This is a genomic window from Zobellia roscoffensis (assembly GCF_015330165.1).
Classification (GTDB): Bacteria; Bacteroidota; Bacteroidia; order Flavobacteriales; family Flavobacteriaceae; genus Zobellia; species Zobellia roscoffensis.
Genome location: NZ_JADDXT010000002.1, coordinates 719,133 through 734,472 on the forward strand (window position 1 = coordinate 719,133; position 15,340 = coordinate 734,472).

Annotated in this window: 12 protein-coding genes; 9 read left to right on the top strand and 3 right to left on the bottom strand. The window is 38.3% G+C overall.

Features of this window, described 5'->3' with window-relative positions; all coding sequences use genetic code 11:
- The first annotated feature begins 254 nt into the window (after window positions 1-254).
- Complete coding sequence (locus IWC72_RS03055; RefSeq protein ID WP_194528774.1) at window positions 255-3,644, top strand: glycosyltransferase family 117 protein; 3,390 nt, start codon at window positions 255-257, stop codon at window positions 3,642-3,644.
- Between the two features lie 113 nt (window positions 3,645-3,757).
- On the opposite strand, the gene IWC72_RS03060 is transcribed toward IWC72_RS03055, so the two are convergent.
- The 3 genes from IWC72_RS03060 to IWC72_RS03070 form a co-directional block, all read right to left on the bottom strand.
- The gene (locus IWC72_RS03060; RefSeq protein WP_038237892.1) at window positions 3,758-4,054 is read right to left on the bottom strand and encodes a thioredoxin family protein; all 297 of its coding nucleotides are present in this window, start codon (window positions 4,052-4,054) and stop codon (window positions 3,758-3,760) included.
- 97 nt (window positions 4,055-4,151) lie between these two features.
- Entirely contained in the window at window positions 4,152-5,375 is a 1,224-nt protein-coding gene (locus IWC72_RS03065; protein ID WP_194528775.1) for a metallophosphoesterase, read from the bottom strand.
- A 48-nt stretch (window positions 5,376-5,423) separates the two neighbouring features.
- Window positions 5,424-6,146: a copper homeostasis protein CutC gene (locus tag IWC72_RS03070; RefSeq protein ID WP_194528776.1), complete on the bottom strand. Its 723-nt coding sequence runs from the start codon at window positions 6,144-6,146 to the stop codon at window positions 5,424-5,426.
- 65 nt (window positions 6,147-6,211) lie between these two features.
- Here IWC72_RS03070 and IWC72_RS03075 point away from each other — a divergent pair, with 65 nt between their 5' ends.
- The 8 genes from IWC72_RS03075 to tsf all read left to right on the top strand — a co-directional run bounded on the left by IWC72_RS03075 (window position 6,212) and on the right by tsf (window position 15,208).
- A complete protein-coding gene (locus IWC72_RS03075; protein ID WP_194528777.1) occupies window positions 6,212-7,201 on the top strand; it encodes an isoaspartyl peptidase/L-asparaginase family protein in 990 nt (329 codons plus the stop codon).
- A 58-nt stretch (window positions 7,202-7,259) separates the two neighbouring features.
- Entirely contained in the window at window positions 7,260-10,100 is a 2,841-nt protein-coding gene (polA, locus tag IWC72_RS03080) for a DNA polymerase I (protein WP_194528778.1), read from the top strand.
- Window positions 10,101-10,202: 102 nt separating this feature from the next.
- Window positions 10,203-10,550, top strand: a complete 348-nt coding sequence (locus IWC72_RS03085) for a T9SS type A sorting domain-containing protein (protein WP_194528779.1) — start codon at window positions 10,203-10,205, stop codon at window positions 10,548-10,550.
- 222 nt (window positions 10,551-10,772) lie between these two features.
- Entirely contained in the window at window positions 10,773-11,675 is a 903-nt protein-coding gene (locus IWC72_RS03090) for a hypothetical protein (RefSeq protein WP_194528780.1), read from the top strand.
- A gap of 285 nt (window positions 11,676-11,960) precedes the next feature.
- Complete coding sequence (gene rplM, locus IWC72_RS03095; protein ID WP_194524783.1) at window positions 11,961-12,416, top strand: 50S ribosomal protein L13; 456 nt, start codon at window positions 11,961-11,963, stop codon at window positions 12,414-12,416.
- Window positions 12,416-12,802, top strand: a complete 387-nt coding sequence (rpsI, locus tag IWC72_RS03100) for a 30S ribosomal protein S9 (RefSeq protein WP_194524784.1) — start codon at window positions 12,416-12,418, stop codon at window positions 12,800-12,802. Before rplM ends, rpsI begins: the two co-directional genes overlap by 1 nt.
- 259 nt (window positions 12,803-13,061) lie before the next feature.
- On the top strand, window positions 13,062-14,138 hold the full coding sequence (rpsB, locus tag IWC72_RS03105) for a 30S ribosomal protein S2 (RefSeq protein WP_194528781.1): 1,077 nt from the start codon (window positions 13,062-13,064) through the stop codon (window positions 14,136-14,138).
- 104 nt (window positions 14,139-14,242) lie between these two features.
- A complete protein-coding gene (tsf, locus tag IWC72_RS03110; RefSeq protein WP_194528782.1) occupies window positions 14,243-15,208 on the top strand; it encodes a translation elongation factor Ts in 966 nt (321 codons plus the stop codon).
- The last annotated feature ends 132 nt before the right edge of the window (window positions 15,209-15,340 follow it).

Below are 15,340 nucleotides of genomic sequence, written 5' to 3' on the forward strand. Positions count from 1 at the left end.
AAATTTAAAACAAAGTTTCGTTTACACAAACATTTTTTACAACAAAAATTTAAAATCCGCACAACTGGCAGATTTTCAGCAGCATAAAATTAACAAATAGAATTATTTCTATCTCGCAAGCCCCACTAACAAAGCCACAGATACATATAAATCTTCATTCTTCTTACAAAGCACTTGTTAAAGGTTTATCAAAAATAGCTATCCATATCTATATTAATTAGTAAATTCGCCGCATTGGTTAAACCTCATAGTACATGTTTTCAAAGAACTTCGAAAAATGGGACAATCTTCTCGGATGGTCCGTCTTTTTTATAGCCCTCATTACTTACGCAATCACCGTTGAACCCACCAACAGTTTTTGGGATGCTGGTGAATACATTGCCACATCAGCAAAACTTCAGGTAGGCCACCCTCCCGGAGCACCATTACTACAGATGATAGGTGCCTTTTTTGCCATGTTTGCTATTGAGCCCGATCAAGTGGCCCGTATGGTGAACTACGTCTCGGGCGTATCAAGTGCGTTTACCATTCTTTTCATGTTTTGGACAATTACCAACCTTACCCAAAAACTGATAAAACGAAAAGATGACGTTATAACGAACAGTAAGGCCATTGCTATTTTTGGTAGTGGTATTGTTGGATCTCTTGCCTTTACTTTTTCAGATAGTTTCTGGTTCAATGCTGTTGAAACAGAAGTATATTCTACTGCCAGTTTACTAATGGCGTTATTACTTTGGCTTGGGTTAAAGTGGGTAGACGACCTAGAAAACCCCAGAGGCAATAAATGGATCGTTCTTATATCATATGTAGTTGGCCTAACGTTTGGTGTTCAATTTATGGGCTTTTTAGCCATACCTTCAATCGGTTTACTTTACTATTTCAAAACATACGAAAAGACAACCGTAAAAAACTTTTTACTTGCCAATATTGTTGTGATTGCGGTACTCATGTTGGTATATAAATTCTCACTTACCTATGTTTTAAAACTTTTTGGATGGAGCGAAGTCTTTTTCATTAATAGTATTGGCCTACCGTTTAACTCCGGGACCATTATTATGGGACTTATATTTATTGCTACTTTCTATTTTGGATTAAACTACACTAGAAAGAACAATTATAAGACTGCCAATACCATCGTTCTCTGTTTAATGTTTCTCTTTTTAGGCTTTTCATCTTGGATGATGCTTCCTATTCGTGCCAACGCAAGAGTTGTAATTAATGAGAACAACCCGGAAGATGCGCGTGCACTACTTGCCTACTATAACAGAGAACAATACCCTGGTGTGGATAGTCCCGTTTACGGCACTTACTACTCCAATACTTTTGGAATAGGCGGCGAAGACAAAGATGAAGCCCCTAAATATGAGAAAAACGAAAAACTAGGAAAATACGTAATTGTAAACTATTACAAAGGAGCTATACCGGGAGACGACCCTAAGCATATTGGACTCCTACCACGTATGTGGAGTGGTCAGAATGCTGAAAACTACATGAAATACTTCGGTCCTTTAGATTTTAAAATGACACAATCTAACGAAGAACTTAGAGCCGCGGTTGCACAGGTAAAAGATGGTTTTGCGAATGGAGAAATAGACGCTGAACAATATATTAGTTTCTTAAGACGATTTGGGGATTATCTTGAAGTGGAGCCCCCATCCGTTTGGCAGAATATTAAATACATGGTGCAGTTTCAGTTCGGCTACATGTACTGGCGTTATTTTATGTGGAATTTTTCCGGTAAAAACAACGACGTTCAAGGCAGATACAATGGGAATGGCGAATGGCTAAGTGGCATTGACCTGATCGACAGCCCGCGGTTAGGAAGCCAAGACAACCTACCAGATGAAGTTAAAAACAATAAGGCAAGAAACACTTATTTCTTACTTCCATTAATTCTGGGTATCGTTGGCATACTATTCCAAATCAGTAAAAACCCAAAGCAGTTCTGGGTTCTTTTAATATTCTTTTTATTCACTGGTCTGGCTATTCAATTTTACACCAACCCCTATATTTTCCAACCTCGCGAAAGAGACTATTCCCTTGTGGGATCTTTTTATGTGTTTGGCATATGGATAGGTTTGGGTGTTTATGGACTTTTTGACGAGCTCAAGAAATACCTAACGCCAAAAATACTCGCTCCGGCCGTAACCTTAGTTTGCCTTTTAGCCGTTCCTACGGTAATGGCAGTACAAAACTGGGACGATCACGACCGATCCAATCGGTATACCGCCAATTCGTCCGCGAAAGCATATTTAGATTCTTGCCAAGAAGATGCTGGCGCTATACTGTTCACCATTGGAGACAATGACACCTTCCCACTTTGGTACGCCCAAGAAATTGAAGGCTACAGAACTGATGTTCGTATTGTCTGTACCAGCCTTTTTGAAACTGATTGGTACATTGACCAAATGAAGAGAAAGGCTTATGAAAGCGAAGCTATTCCTTCGCAGATTGAGCATGATAAATACCGCTGGGGTTCCCGTGATGTATTGTATTATCAGACCGTTGACCCTCTTTTCAACAAAAAGATATCGGAAAGCCGTTGGTCTATTCAGGACTTTATTAAATGGGTAGATAGTGACAATCCACAAACAAAACTGAAATACATTTTAGAACGTCAAGAAAATATTGACATGGATGCTTATTCTGAAAGCAGTCAAAATATTGTTTACTACCCTACAAACAAACTTCGCATTCCCGTAAACAAAAAGAATGTTCTAGAAAGTGGGCTCGTTAAAACAAAAGATTCCGCTCTGATAGTTGACCATATTGATATTGACTTGCCAAAAAGTGCAATTACCAAAAAGAGCATGATGATGTTAGATATCATTGCCAATAATGACTGGACACGCCCTATTTACTTTTCAGGCGGAAGTTTTGATGATGCCGAATTCATTTGGATGAAAGATTATTTGCAATTAGATGGTATGGCATACAAACTAGTGCCAATTAAAACGGAGCGTAGAAACTCTTTTGAAATGGGACGCATAGACACTGACCTTATGTACGATGTGGTTACCAATTGGGACTGGGGCAACTCTGGAAGTTCAGACATTTATCACGATCCTCAAACGCGTATTCAAGGTCTATCTTACCGTAGTAACTTGGCGAGGTTACTGGAGCAATTGCTCAAAGAAGGTAAAATAGAAAAAGCGAAGGATATTATCGACCTTTCTATAACAAACCTTCCCGTTGAGTATTTTGGCTACTATACTTTTGTTGAGCCTTTTGTAGACGGATATTATAAAGTTGGCGAAACCACCAAGGCAAGGGAACTCTTTGGCAAGCTAAAATACATCTATCAAGACCGTTTGGAGTACTATGCCGGGATTCCACTGGAGGAGCAATATGAGAAAATAGATGAGATCATTGCCGATATGGAAGGCTACAGAAGGAACATTGATATCTTAATTGGCAATAACGACCGAGAAATGGCTGAAAAGGAAACGCTAATATTCAATGAATACATTGACAAATTCAGACATTTCTACAAAGACAATATTTTACAGGAAAATGATTTAGAGCCTGGGCAGAACCCGGACATGGGAGACACTGTACCGGTTTCTGACACTACTGCTATTGACGCTGCTACTGCAGGAGGTGAAAAGGTATTGGATACTACGCTTGTTCCCGCTGCGAACTAATAGTCCACAGTACAAGAATTAAAAAAGGTCTTTTATCAATGATAAAAGACCTTTTTTATATTATAATTTTCCGAGTGAAAACACCGGTTAAATTAGAATTCTGAATAAAACGGTTATAGATACTCGTTCAAAATACCTATAAGGGTATTGGCATCCTGTTCACCACTTTGGCGCCAAACCATTTCACCTTTTTTATAAATCATTAGTGTAGGCAATCCCTTAACGCGAAGGGCCTGAGCAAGTTCTTTGTTCTTATCTACATCAATCTTAATAACCTTGCCCTTATCGCCCAAAGCAGCAGCTACATCACGTAGAACAGCATGCATTGAATTCGATTGCTCGTTCCAATCCGCATAAAAATCCAAAAGAACAGGAATTTTTAAATCTATGAGTTCACCAAACTTTGACATACGTAGTTCATTGGGTTAGGGGCCAAATGTAAGAAAAAATGTTAAATTGCCACCTATAGCCCAAATTTTATAGACTTTAGGCGACGTTAAAATCGTGTTAAGCTTTCTTTTTTAAGATAATCACACTTATCTCAGGCCATATCCCTACTCTACCAGGATATCCTAAAAACCCAAAGCCACGATTTACGTTTATATACTGACCCAGTTCTTTATAGATTCCTGCCCAGTATTTATAGCGCCATTTTACAGGACTCCACTTAATCCAACCCGGTATTTCTATTCCAAACTGCATACCATGTGTATGACCGCTTAATGTTAGGTGATAATGATATTCATCATGCAATACCACATCTTCCCAATGCGAAGGGTCATGGCTCATAAGAATTTTAAAATCGTCTTTACCCACATTAGCAACTGCCTTTTTAAGATCTCCAGCTTTTTTAAAACCACCACGACCCCAATTTTCAACTCCAACCAAGGCAATCTTATCATCGCCTTTTTCTAAAAACCGATTTTCATTCAGCAAAAGGTCGAAACCCATATTGCCCTGTAGCTTTTTTAAGTCTTCTAAATTTTGATGTTTAGCTTCTTCGGTATCCCAATCTACATAATCCCCATAATCATGATTCCCTAAAATCGAAAACTTTCCATCTTTGGCATCAAGAGTAGAGAAAAGGTCTGCCCATGGCTCCATTTCAGTGGCCATATTGTTCACCATATCACCTGTAAAAAGAATCACATCACTCTTCTGTTCATTGATAAGATTAATAGCATATTCAATTTTCTTTCTGTCATCAAAGCTACCGCTATGTACATCAGATATTTGTGTAATCTGGTACCCATCAAAAGCATCGGGCAAATCATCAAACTCCAAATTATACTTCAGCACCTTAAAATTGTATTTACCCTTATACATTCCATAAAGAAGTGCGCCAAAAGGAATTGCAGCCAAACCAAGCCCCAAAATACTTAAAAACCTTCTACGTTCCGGCAATGTAAACTCCTTAGACTGACCAAAAAATCTCTGATAGCCACTTGATAAAAACCGAAATACATCTTCGGACAAAAGAAAAAGTATGGTAACCATTTGAAACGCCAACACGGTCAGCAATAGCCCAAAAGCATAGCTTTTAGCCCTACTCAACACTCTACCTTCTTCCTCCCCCAGCGTAAATTGATAGATAAAATTACCCAGTACCAATACGGCTACAGTAATGAAGAGATAATACACCCAAGGGTATCTTGTTACAGTTTTTAGCGCCTGCAAAGTATAGAGGCCCATTACAATATAAACGATAATAAATATGATCCAACGTAGCATGGCTGCAAAGGTATTTGAATCTAAGGCGAGGATTACCTCATTTAGATTTTATTTAACCCTATTTACAACATTTGCTATTATTTCAGAGTCAGTTAGAGCAATCTCGCCATCTCGTAAAAATGAAGGTGAATTCATAGAGACCCTCTTGTTACCGGGTAAAGTTCTTAAAAATTTAGTGCCGGACAAATGAGCTGCCTTAAAACCAGAGTTTTTAAAGTCCATGATATTTTCTGGTCGCACTCCTCCTCCCGGTATAATAGTACATAAGGAAGCTTTCGCTTGCAGCTTTTTTAAAAGCTCTATTCCTTCGGTAGCGGATTTCTGTTGACCAGATGTTAATATATAATCTACATTTAGATTTTCTAACTGAAATAGCGTTTCAAATGGGTCTTCTACCCAATCGAATGCCCGGTGAAAGGTGAACTTTAAATTACCGGATGCCTCAATTAATTCTTTGGTCTTGTCTACATCCAAAGAAAAATCGGTTTTTAAAACACCCGAAACAATACCTTCAAATCCCATTTCAACACAAAGAGCAATATTCTCTTTCATAATTTTTAACTCATCAGCAAAATAGGTGAAATCGCCACTACGGGGACGAATAAGCACATGAACCGGAATTGATATTTTATCCCGAACAGCCTTCAACAATCCATAGGAAGGGGTAATCCCACCTACGGCAAGTTCAGAACAAAGCTCTATCCTATGAGCACCAGCTTTTTGAGCATTTAATGCAGATTGCAGGGAGTTGGCACAGACTTCTATTAGCATTTTACTTATATTTAATGCCCAAGTGGCATTTTTAAAACTACCCCTAAAATAGAAATCTTAACACCATGCAAAGAAGAAAGTTCCTAAAAAATTCGACTGCCGCCACGGCCGGTTTAATTTCGGCACCATTAATGGCTGGCCAAACCAATGCTCTCAACAACCAAATAACAAATACTACGGTGGCGGTTAAACCTATTGTAATATGTACTTGGGATTTCCACAACGCATCTTCAAAAGCATGGGAAATTTTAAAAGACGGTGGCTCTTCACTAGATGCCGTAACCGAAGGAGTAATGGTTGAAGAGAATGATGTGAACAACCAAACCGTAGGCATTGGCGGTAGACCCGACCGCGACGGAAACGTTACTTTGGACTCTTGTATTATGGATAAAGATGGTAATTGTGGCGCTGTACTAGCCATGCAAAATATTGCCAATCCTATTTTAGTTGCTCGCAAGGTCATGGAAGAAACCCCACATGTTATGCTTGCCGGAAAAGGAGCTGAACAATTTGCTCATGAAATGGGATTTAAAAAAACCAATCTTCTTACCGAAAAGTCAAAACAAGAATGGATTGAATGGCAAAAAACGGCACAATACAAACCTATCATAAATATTGAAAACCATGATACTATAGGCATGCTCGCCATTGATGCCAACGGAGATATTTCCGGCGCTTGCACCACTAGTGGTATGGGATACAAAATGGCGGGACGCGTAGGTGACTCCCCAATTATTGGAGCGGGACTTTTTGTTGATAATGAAGTAGGAGGAGCAACCGCAACCGGTGTTGGCGAAGAAGTGGTGCGCACCGTGGGCAGCTTTCTTATTGTGGAACTGATGCGACAAGGAAAATCTCCTCAAGAAGCTTGTAAAGAAGGTGTAGAACGAATCATGGCTAAAAATAAAGATAGAGATGATTTTCAAATCGGTTTTATTGCCATTAACAAAGCTGGCGAAACCGGCGGTTATTGTATTCATCCCGGATTTACGTATCGGTCCTATTCTGAAGAAGGGCATGTGAATAATCCTTCGGAAAGTTATATCAAATCTTAAATCACTAAGAAGTATTCAAAAACTTGATTAGCTTTGAAACCTTTTGAAAAACTATAAAATGCCAGAACAAAAACGACTCTTCTTACTAGACGCCTACGCACTTATTTTTCGTGGTTACTACGCACTGATCAAAAACCCACGAATCAACTCTAAAGGCATGGATACGTCCGCTATAATGGGTTTCATGAATTCCCTTTTTGATGTGATTAAACGTGAAAAACCAGATCATTTGGCCGTTTGCTTTGATAAAGGAGGAAGTGCCGAACGTACGGAACTGTTTCCGGAATATAAGGCGAACAGGGATGAAACTCCAGATGGTATAAAAATCGCGGTACCCTATATACAACAGATACTTGAAGCCATGCATATACCCTCCGTAGTACTTGAAGGTTGGGAAGCAGATGACATTATAGGCACCTTGGCCAAACAAGCAGAAAAAGAAGATTACAAAGTCTTTATGGTTACTCCGGATAAAGATTTTGGACAATTGGTATCCGAAAATATATTTATGTACCGCCCTGCTAGAATGGGCAATGGAATAGAAATATGGGGTATTCCTGAAATACAGAAGCGTTTTGGCGTAGAACGCCCAGAACAAGTAATAGATTATTTGGGTATGATGGGCGATGCTAGTGATAATATTCCCGGTCTACCCGGTGTTGGCGACAAAACAGCTAAAAAATTCATTGAGCAATTTGGCTCAATGGAAGGCCTTTTGGCGAATACCGACAAGCTGAAAGGCAAAATGAAAGAAAAGGTAGAAGCAAATAAGGAATTAGGGCTTCTCTCTAAAAAACTTGCCACTATCTGCATAGATTGCGATGTTACTTTCAATGCCGAGGATTATGAAATGTCGGTTCCAGATAGCGAGAAAGTTCAAGGGATTTTTGAAGAGCTGGAATTCAGGAGACTAAAAGACCAATTCATCAAAATATTTTCAGGAGAAACCGAAAACGAAACACAAGTAAGCAATACGGATACAGCAAAAAAAGAGGCTTCAACTTCCGCATCTGCAGGCAGCGGACAATTCTCCCTTTTTGGAGGCGATGGCACATCTGCAGCAACCATAACTGACAGTTCTAGCCGAAAAACCATCAAAGATGTACCTCATGTTTACCAAAGTGTAGCATCCGGTATGGCTATGAAACTCTTTGTTCAGAATTTAATGAAACAGACTTCGGTTTGTTTTGATACGGAAACTACATCGTTAAATCCGCTTGAAGCTCAGCTCGTAGGTATCGCATTCTCATGGGAAGCTACGAAAGGGTATTATATTCCTTTTCCAGAAAACAAAGAAGAAGCACAGAAGCTTATAGAAATTTTACGCCCTTTCTTTGAGGCAGAAAACATTGAAAAAATAGGACAAAACCTTAAGTATGATATCAAAGTTTTAGATAAATACCATATTAAGGTTAAAGGAGGATTTTTTGACACCATGTTAGCGCATTACCTAATCAACCCTGATATGCGACATAATATGGATGTACTGTCCGAAACCTACCTGAATTACACGCCTGTTTCCATAACTGAGCTTATTGGCAAAAAAGGGAAGAACCAATTGAATATGCGAGATGTTCCTTTGGAAAAACAAACGGAATACGCAGTAGAAGATGCTGATATTACTTTTCAGTTAGCTAAACATTTTAGACCAGAACTTGCCGACGCAAAGACCGATGTTCTTTTTAAAGATATAGAGATTCCATTATTACAAGTTCTAGCCGATATGGAGTTAGAAGGCATTAATTTGGATGAAAAATTCCTGAACGGACTTTCCGAAGACCTGAATAATGACATCAAAAGTCTTGAAGAAAAAATTTACGAAGCCGCAGGAGAAGAATTCAATATAGGCTCACCAAAACAACTAGGAGAAATTCTTTTCAGTAAAATGATGCTGGTAGACAAGCCCAAAAAGACCAAAACAGGTCAGTTTTCTACTGCTGAAGATGTACTCTCCTATTTAGCTAAAGACCATGAAATTATTCAAAACGTTTTGGACTACCGTGGGTTGGCAAAGCTAAAAAGCACATACGTAGACGCACTACCAGAACAAGTAGAGCCAACTACAGGAAGAGTACATACCGATTATATGCAAACCGTTGCCGCCACAGGTAGACTAAGCAGCAATAACCCAAATCTGCAAAACATTCCTATACGCACGGAAAGAGGTCGTCAAGTCCGAAAAGCATTTGTACCCCGCGACGAAAACTACATTTTATTAGCAGCGGATTATTCCCAAATAGAATTGCGAATTATTGCCGCATTGAGTGAAGAAACCACGATGATTGAAGCTTTTAAAAATGGAGAAGATATTCATGCTTCCACTGCATCAAAAGTATTCAACGTTCCTATTGAAGAAGTCACACGTGAACAAAGAAGTAATGCCAAGACCGTAAACTTCGGAATCATTTATGGGGTTTCGGCCTTTGGATTGAGTAATCAAACCGATTTGTCCCGTTCAGAAGCCAAAGAACTAATCGACACCTATTATAAAACGTATCCAAAACTGCGTAATTACATGAGCGAACTGGTAAATTTTGCTCGTGATAATGGATATGTACAAACTGTGCTAGGCAGAAGACGATATTTAAAGGACATTAACGGAAGTAATGCCATAGTACGTGGAGCTGCGGAACGTAATGCTGTTAACGCCCCTATACAAGGTAGCGCCGCGGATATCATCAAAATAGCAATGATCAATATCCACAAGAAACTAGCTGAAGGCAGTTACAAATCTAAAATGCTATTACAAGTACATGATGAATTAGTATTCGACATTTTCAAACCAGAACTAGATGAGTTAAAAATTCTAATTAAATCTGAAATGGAAAATGCTTACAAATTATCAGTACCGCTAGACGTAGAAGTTGGCATTGGCCAAGATTGGCTGGAGGCGCATTGACATACAAAACCCGCCCTTTCACAACATTTATTCGCCGAAAGGGCTTTTCATAATTACTTTTACAGTCCTATTCCAAATAGAACGGGCTCTATTAATAATCAAATGAAAACGTTAGTTACACTTTTTACTATTTTATTCTTTGTCTGCAACATCCAAGCACAGGAAACTGCAGAAGCGAGCGTGGGTCATAAAACTACCGCGACTTCAGTAAAGAAAGTGAAGGTATTTCCCAATCCAGCTACCAACGTTGTTAATGTACTAGGCTTACAAAATACCTCCAAAGCAACCATTTCTATAATGGATATTTATGGTAACACGGTACTTTCACACCAATGGGAGATTCGTAGAAACGCCATAAGCGTACCTGTTTCCTCCTTAGATTCAGGTGCATATATCATTACTATTCGTTCCAATGAGCAAAAAGTACGTCTTAAATTCTACAAGCAGTAAAACTGTACCAAAACAGAACCCCTATAACTCGGTACTGACCACTCATTAACTGATACTTCCTCCAGAACTTTTACCGCTATTCTTTTTCCACTATCCAATAAATTATCCGACTATTTTTACATACTCCATAAAACCCATAGAATAAAATACATTTTAACATTTAATATGTAAGGCAAAAGTTTAGCTACGTACAAAGACTGATAATTTTAAAATATCATGAAAATGAAAAAAAGAATTGCAGTTTTAGCCCCAATTATGATTGCTACTAGTATTTTCACCAATGGATTGAGCGCCCAAGGACCTATTGATGGTTTTTTTAGCACAAAAGGTAAAGCTAGTATTTCCTTATCCTACTTATCAGGAAACTATGATGAATTTTATGTAGGTGGACAAGAAGTAAGTCCTGTACCTGCTCATAACGAAATTGACCAAACCATTTATAGTATATACGCCACATACGCAATTACTGACAACATTACGGTAATAGGGAGTTTACCATATATTAAGAAAGAAGGCAATGGTAGTGCAGACCCTATTAATGGCACAACAGAACAATCAGATTTTCAAGATATCAGCGCCTTTTTAAAATGGGCTCCCTACATCAAAGAGCTGGCAAACGGTACAATGACCTACATTGTGGCTTTAGGAGGTTCAATCCCCTTAAACTATGAACCAAGTGGCATCTTATCTCTTGGGTCAGGCGCGCCAGGCCTAGATGGAAAATTAGGTTTACAATATAAAAGTAATACTGGTTTTTTTGCCATGATTATTGGCGGATATGGATTAAGAGGTAAATCCGATAACAATTTTAATATTGGAACTGGTGATAAATTTGATGCGCCCGATGTTGTAAATGCCGTCTTGAAAATAGGGTATACTGGCAAAAACTTTTACCTAGATGCATTTCTCGATTCTCAAACCTCTTTAAACGGTGTAGATATAATGGGGCCAGGTTTTGCCGGAAACTTCCCTGAAACAATTGTTAACTACTCCAAACTTGGCGGCAACCTTTATATTCCTATCACAAATTTCATTGGAGCAAGTATTGGAGGTGGAACTATTATAGATGGTAGAAACATAGGAAAAAACACATACTACAACGGTGGTATAACATTAAACCTATAAACTTACAAGCATACAAAATAAACTCAGCACAACATGAGGGTCCTTCTGAAAAAAGGAATCTTGAACACCGAGAATCCCTTTTTCATATAAACAGACCTGCCGATGTCTAATCCATCAGAAACATTCGTTTTAGATCTTTGTTTTTATTTAAATTTGCACAAGAAATTGAAAAAGAGTGTTTTTAACTAAAAATAATAGCGAAACAGCACTTGTTTTTCAATAGAATTAGTGTACATTTGCAGCCCGTTTGACGGGATTGAAGTGTTTAATTAAAAAGTAACCGTAGTGGATACATTAAGTTATAAGACCGTTTCTGCCAATAAAACAACTGTTGACAAACAGTGGTTATTAGTTGATGCAGAAGGAGAGACTTTAGGCCGATTGGCTTCCAAAGTCGCCAAAATGCTTAGAGGAAAACATAAGCCAAATTTCACCCCTCATGTTGATTGTGGTGACAATGTGATTGTTATCAATGCTGAGAAAATCATTTTAACCGGAAACAAATGGGATGACAAATCCTATTCTCGTTACACAGGTTATCCTGGTGGTCAGCGTACTACATCCGTAAAAGAGCTTTTGGCTAAAAAACCTGAAGCAATTGTAGAAAAAGCGGTTAAAGGAATGCTTCCTAAGAACAGATTGGGTGCCGATCTTTTCAGAAACCTTAAAGTTTTTGTTGGAACAGCACATAACCATGAAGCTCAAAAACCACAGGTTATCAATTTAAAAGAATTCAAGTAATGGAGACCATTCATAAAATCGGAAGAAGAAAGACAGCGGTTGCTCGTGTTTATGTTTCAGAAGGAAAAGGAAACATCACTGTAAACCAGAGAGATCTTAACGATTATTTCCCAACGGCTACTCTACAGTATAAGGTTAAACAACCTTTTGCACTTACTGAAAACGAAGAAACTTACGACGTAAGTGTAAACGTATACGGTGGTGGTATTACTGGTCAAGCAGAAGCTATACGTTTAGCTCTTTCTAGAGCTATGTGTGAAGTTGATGAAGAGCACAGACTAGTTCTTAAACCAGAAGGTTTATTAACTCGTGATCCAAGAATGGTAGAACGTAAGAAATTCGGACAGAAGAAAGCTCGTAAGAAATTCCAGTTCTCGAAACGTTAATATTCAAGATTATTATGGTATCCATCTCACGATGGATACCTTTTTTATATTTTTTCTTTAATCAAAGTTCATTGAAAGTTCGCTTTAAGCGGATAAATTAAAAACTATTTTCTTCTAGCAAGGAATAGTTATTCGGGAGACCTAAGAACATCTCATGTTCAAAGACACCGTTAGTTTAGCATCTAAATGCTTGAGGCTTGTCTATTTTAGACATACCACTTAAGCATTGCCAATTCATAAGAACGTAAACTAAATTCAAATGGCGAAAGTCGAAGTAAAACAATTATTGGAAGCTGGTGTACATTTTGGACACCTTACACGAAAGTGGAACCCTAACATGGCGCCCTACATCTACATGGAGCGTAACGGGATTCACGTAATCAACCTTTACAAAACAGTTGCAAAATTAGATGAGGCTAATGAAGCCCTTCAGAAAATTGCTGCATCTGGAAGAAAAATTCTTTTCGTAGCTACAAAAAAACAAGCAAAAGATATCGTTGCTGAAAAAGTAGCCAACGTAAACATGCCTTACATTACAGAAAGATGGCCAGGTGGTATGTTGACCAATTTCGTTACCATTCGTAAAGCGGTAAAGAAAATGGCATCCATTGACCGTATGAAAAAGGACGGTACGTTCCTGACTTTGTCTAAAAAAGAACGTCTACAAGTAGATCGTCTTCGTGCTAAATTAGAGAAGAACTTAGGTTCTATTTCTGACATGACTCGTCTACCTGGCGCTTTGTTCATTGTTGACACTATGCGTGAGCACATTGCCGTTAAGGAAGCTCAAAAATTAAACATTCCTATTTTTGCAATGGTTGATACCAATTCAGACCCAAGAGATGTTGATTATTTGATTCCATCTAATGATGATGCTTCAAAATCTATCGATATCATTATGACTCAAGTAACTGACGCTATCGCGGAAGGTCTTGCTGAGCGTAAGTCAGAAAAACAATCAGATAAAGAAGGTGCCGATACAAGCAAAAAAGAGCAGCCTAAAAAAGAAGTAGCTAAAACTCCTAAGGAAGAAGTTAAAGAAGCTCCAAAAGCAGAAGCTCCTGTAGCTGCTGCAACTGCTGAAGCCGTGGACTTTACTAAAATAGAAGGTGTTGGACCAAAAGCCGCTGAAGCTTTAGTTAACGCTGGTTTTGATTCTTACGCTAAATTAGCGGAAGGTGATCCAGAAAAAATCAAAGAGATCCTTACTGAGGCTAGCTCTAGAATGGCACACCTTGACCCAACTTCATGGCCAAAGCAAGCTAAAATGGCTGCAGATGGTAAATGGGACGAGCTTAAAGAGTGGCAAGACAGTGTTAAAGGTGGTGTAGAATAGGTTCTTTTCTTCCTTTTATAAATAAAATAATAACATAACATTTGCTTTAAGATAGCGCTAGTAATTCTCGCTATCTTAGAGCAAATTGTAAAATATAACATAAGATGGCAAAAATTACAGCCGCAGAAGTAAACAAATTAAGAAAAGCTACTGGCGCAGGAATGATGGACTGCAAAAATGCTTTAGTCGAAGCTGAAGGAGATTTTGACAAAGCAATTGAAGTTCTTCGTAAGAAAGGACAGAAAGTAGCTGCTAAAAGAGCTGATAGAGATTCATCTGAAGGTGCTGCAGTTTCTAAATTGAATGCTGACCAAACAGTTGGTGTTGCAATCGTACTAGGTTGTGAAACCGATTTTGTTGGAAAAAATGAAAACTTCTTAGCTTTAGCAAATCAACTTGCTGAAATAGCTTTAAACTACGATTCTAAAGAAGCACTTTTAGCTGCTGATTTTGGAGGAATGACTGTTGCTGAAAAATTAGTTGAGCAAACAGGCGTTATTGGTGAAAAGTTAGAAATCACCGCTTTTGAAAAACTAGAAGCTCCTTATGTAGGTACTTATGTACACATTAATAAGATTGCGGCATTAGTTGGTCTATCTGCTAAAGTAGATTCTGCTGAAGTTTTAGCAAAAGATGTTTCTATGCAAGTAGCTTCAATGGGGGCAACAACTTTGTCTTACAAAGATTTTGACCCTTCCTTCGTTGCTGCTGAAACAGAAGCTAGAATTGCTGTAATTGAAAAGGACAACGAAGAGTTAGGTCGTTTGGGCAAAACCCTTAAAAACGTTCCTCAGTACATTTCAATGTCTCAATTAACTCCTGAAGTTATAGCTAAAGCCGAAGAAGATGCGAAAGCACAATTGAAAGCTGAAGGCAAGCCAGAGCAAATTTGGGACAAAATTCTTCCTGGTAAAATGGAAAGATTTATTTCTGATAACACAACTTTAGATCAAGAGCAGTGTTTATTGGACCAAAATTTCATTAAAGATGAGAAAATCAATGTAGCAAAATATGTTGAATCTCATGGAGATGTTCATGTTACAGGCTTTAAGCGTGCAACAGTAGGATAAATTCCACATCAAATAATAGTATAAAATCATCTTAACTTAATTGTTAAGGTGATTTTTTTTATACTATATTTTATGACTCTAGCTACTCCAAATAAAAAGCGCTACCTCTACAGTAGCGCTTTTCTATTCTAT

Coding starts and splice junctions, on each gene's coding strand:
- IWC72_RS03090 (WP_194528780.1), top strand. CDS start 10,773: ATGAAAAAAAGAATTGCAGTTTTAGCCCCAATTATGATTGCTACTAGT.
- rpsI (WP_194524784.1), top strand. CDS start 12,416: ATGGAGACCATTCATAAAATCGGAAGAAGAAAGACAGCGGTTGCTCGT.
- IWC72_RS03075 (WP_194528777.1), top strand. CDS start 6,212: ATGCAAAGAAGAAAGTTCCTAAAAAATTCGACTGCCGCCACGGCCGGT.
- IWC72_RS03065 (WP_194528775.1), bottom strand. CDS start 5,375: ATGCTACGTTGGATCATATTTATTATCGTTTATATTGTAATGGGCCTC.
- IWC72_RS03060 (WP_038237892.1), bottom strand. CDS start 4,054: ATGTCAAAGTTTGGTGAACTCATAGATTTAAAAATTCCTGTTCTTTTG.
- IWC72_RS03085 (WP_194528779.1), top strand. CDS start 10,203: ATGAAAACGTTAGTTACACTTTTTACTATTTTATTCTTTGTCTGCAAC.
- polA (WP_194528778.1), top strand. CDS start 7,260: ATGCCAGAACAAAAACGACTCTTCTTACTAGACGCCTACGCACTTATT.
- IWC72_RS03070 (WP_194528776.1), bottom strand. CDS start 6,146: ATGCTAATAGAAGTCTGTGCCAACTCCCTGCAATCTGCATTAAATGCT.
- rpsB (WP_194528781.1), top strand. CDS start 13,062: ATGGCGAAAGTCGAAGTAAAACAATTATTGGAAGCTGGTGTACATTTT.
- IWC72_RS03055 (WP_194528774.1), top strand. CDS start 255: ATGTTTTCAAAGAACTTCGAAAAATGGGACAATCTTCTCGGATGGTCC.
- tsf (WP_194528782.1), top strand. CDS start 14,243: ATGGCAAAAATTACAGCCGCAGAAGTAAACAAATTAAGAAAAGCTACT.